This is a genomic window from Arthrobacter sp. I3 (assembly GCF_000520575.1).
Taxonomy (GTDB): Bacteria; Actinomycetota; Actinomycetes; order Actinomycetales; family Micrococcaceae; genus Arthrobacter; species Arthrobacter humicola_A.
Genome location: NZ_KI914938.1, coordinates 55,041 through 58,160, shown reverse-complemented (window position 1 = coordinate 58,160; position 3,120 = coordinate 55,041). Strand labels below are relative to the sequence as shown.

The following is a 3,120-nucleotide window of genomic DNA, read 5'->3' as shown; positions in this document are numbered from 1 at the left end:
CCCCGGCCCCCGGCGCCCGGGTCCGGCGCCCGGGGCCGGGGGCCGGGGCCGGCTCAGGTAGGGGACAATGGTGGAGGCGGCCGCCACGACACCTTCCGGAATATTCGGCGCCCCCTCCCGGTTCTTAAAAGCATATTTATCTGTCCGATCCATCCGGTCTCTCCCGGAAAAACTCTCCGAAAAGACGAATGACAACCACCACACACGCCCCGGCGCCGACCAAGACCGGCACCCGTCACGTTGCCCTGGCAATCATTGCCCTCGCGATGGGCGGCTTTGGCATCGGCACCACGGAATTCACCATGATGGGCCTGCTCAAGGAGATCGAACAGGGCCTGAACATCAGCACGCCCGAGGCAGGTCACCTGATTTCGGCCTACGCCCTCGGCGTCGTGATTGGCGCGCCGGTGCTGGCCGCGGTGGGAGCCAAACTCCCGCGGAAGTATCTGGCCCTCGGGCTCATGCTCTTCTTCAGCGTCGCCAACCTCAGTTCCTTCCTCGCCCCGGACTACGGCTCCATGCTGGTGTCCCGGTTCGCCGCGGGACTCCCCCACGGCGCCTTCTTCGGGGTCGCGGCCGTGATTGCCGCCTCCCTGGTGGCGCCGACCAAGCGGGGTTGGGCCATTTCGATGGTCATGGCCGGACTGACGGTATCCAACGTCATTGGCGTCCCCTTCGCCACCTGGCTGGGCCAGAGCTACGGGTGGCGGCTGCTGTTCCTGCTGGTGGGCCTGATCGGCATTATTACGCTCTTCATGCTGTGGAAGTTTGTCCCGTTCCAGAAACCGCACGCCGATGCCAGTTTCCGCAGGGAGCTCGGCGCGCTCAAGCGGCTGCAGGTGTGGCTTGCCATCCTGGTCGGCATCGTCGGCTTCGGCGGGTTCTTCGCGACCTACACCTACATTTCGCACACCATGACCTCCGTCGCCGGCCTCCCGGCGGTCTGGCTGCCGCTGGTCGTGGCCCTGTACGGCGTGGGCATGGTGGTAGGCAACATCGTTGGCGGCCGGATCGCCGACAAGTCCGTCATGGGCACGATTTACTGGGTGTTGCCCGGCACGGCGGTGGCACTCGTGGTTTATGCCGTGGGCGTCCACTGGGCCTGGTCCGCGCTGGTCATGGTGTTCGTCGTGGGCGCCGCCGGGTCCATGCTCGTTCCCGCCCTGCAGACGAGGCTGCTCGATGCGTCCCCGGACGCACCGTCGCTGGCCTCCTCGCTGAACCATGCTGCGCTCAACGTCGCCAACGCCCTCGGTGCCTTCCTGGGCGGCCTGGTGATCGCCTGGGGCTGGGGCTACGTCGCCCCCGCGCTCGTGGGCGCCGTCCTGGCCGTGCTGGGTCTCGGGGTCGCCGCCTTCAGCGGCGCCGTAGAACGCCGGCGGCCGCTGGCCTCCTAGCCACCCGCAGCCGCACCAGAACAGCCGCGACCGAGGTACCCCGGCAGAACAGCCACGGCAACGGCAGATGAAGAGGCCGAGACCGAGATACCAGTGCGCAGATGCTCCAAAAAGAACAGCAGTCCGGTCCAGTGAAGCACTGGACCGGACTGCTGTTTTGTTGAGGGGCCGCCGTTCCATCTAGCGGCTGCCGTTATCCCTAGTGGCTTCCGTTCTCCCTAGGGGCCGGGCGGCTCAGGGGGCGCTGACGCGCTGCACGTCCGGTTCCAGGTAGATGACCCGGGCAATCGGGACGGCTTCGCGGACCCGGACCTCCGCGTCATCAATCGCCTTCGCTATGTCCTGGCCCGAGTCCGAGCGGCCGATGCTGATCTTGGCCGCCACCAGCAGCTCCTCAGGGCCAAGGTGCATGGTCTTGAGGTGAATGATGCTGGTGCCGCCGGCCTCGATCGCGCTGCGGATCTTGGCGACGTCATCTCGGGTGGCCGACTCGCCCAGCAGCAGCGACTTGGTTTCCATGGCCAGGACCACGGCGATCGACACGAGCAGCAGACCGATCATCGCGGTGCCGAGGGCGTCCCAGATGCCGTTCCCGGTCAGGAGCGTCAGGCCCACGCCGAAGAGCGCGAACACCAGGCCCACAAGGGCACCGAAATCCTCGAGCAGGATGACCGGGAGTTCCGGCTGCTTGGCGTTGCGGATGAATTTAACCCAGCTTTGCTTCCCGCGGAGCGGGTTGGATTCGATGATCGCTGTCCGGAACGAGAAGGACTCGGCAATGATCGCGCCGATCAGGACGGCCAGCGGCACCCACCAGAAGTCCCCTTCGATGGCATGCGGGTGCTGGATTTTTCCCCAGGCCTCGTACAGTGCGAACAGGCCGCCGACGCTGAAAAGCACAATCGAAACGATGAAGGCGTAAATGTAACGCTCGCGGCCGTAGCCGAAGGGGTGCTCGGGGCTGGCTTCCCGCTTTGCGCGTTTGCCGCCGAGCAGGAGCAGCAGCTGGTTGCCGGAGTCTGCGAGGGAGTGAATCGCCTCGGCCAGCATGGACGAGGACAGCGTCAGAAAGTAGGCGACGAACTTCAAAACGGCGATGGTCAGGTTTGCGGCCAGCGCCGCGAGAATCGCCTTGGTACCGCCATTTGCAGCCACGTGAGCTTCTCCTTATGGGGTTCTTCCGGGGTGTATGCGAACACCGGAAGAACCCAGCGCCCACAAGGAATACCGTACCGGTTTCCGGGCCGGCGCCGAACCGCGGCGGGACCAACGCTGCCACGTAACGATTGGGTAGTCCCCTGCTGACAAGCAATCCGCCCTATGTTAGCTTGAAGCCATATTCGGTATTCACAATTTGGATGCCGAAAAATATGTAGGAGGAGACATGGGCTTTCTTGGCTGGATCATTCTCGGACTCATAGTGGGTGCAATCGTCAAGGCACTCTTGCCCGGCAGGGTCGGTGGCGGCTGGGTTACCAGCCTCGTGCTCGGCGTCGTCGGCGCAATTGTTGGCGGCTGGATCGGGGACCTGCTGTTCGGCGGCGGCAAGATGGAATTCTGGAATCTCGGTTCCTGGCTCCTGGCCATCGTCGGTGGCCTCGCGGCCGCGCTCATCTACGGCGCCATCACAGGGCGCAACAAGACCACCACCTAATTCTTCAAGGCACTGGCCGCACACTTTGTGTGGGGGCGGCAGTGACAGTACGACGGCGGGGCTCACCAT

At 64.8% G+C, this 3,120-nt stretch carries 3 protein-coding genes; 2 read left to right on the top strand and 1 reads right to left on the bottom strand.

Going from position 1 to position 3,120, the window contains the following annotated elements:
• The first annotated feature begins 188 nt into the window (after window positions 1-188).
• Entirely contained in the window at window positions 189-1,397 is a 1,209-nt protein-coding gene (locus Y706_RS0115085) for an MFS transporter (protein WP_028277248.1), read from the top strand.
• A 234-nt stretch (window positions 1,398-1,631) separates the two neighbouring features.
• Here Y706_RS0115085 and Y706_RS0115080 read toward each other — a convergent pair whose 3' ends face one another.
• Window positions 1,632-2,552, bottom strand: coding sequence for a cation diffusion facilitator family transporter (locus Y706_RS0115080; protein WP_028277247.1), 921 nt, complete (start codon window positions 2,550-2,552; stop codon window positions 1,632-1,634).
• 229 nt (window positions 2,553-2,781) lie between these two features.
• On the opposite strand from Y706_RS0115080, the gene Y706_RS0115075 reads away from it, so the two are divergent.
• Entirely contained in the window at window positions 2,782-3,051 is a 270-nt protein-coding gene (locus Y706_RS0115075; protein ID WP_028277246.1) for a GlsB/YeaQ/YmgE family stress response membrane protein, read from the top strand.
• Window positions 3,052-3,120: the final 69 nt, after the last annotated feature.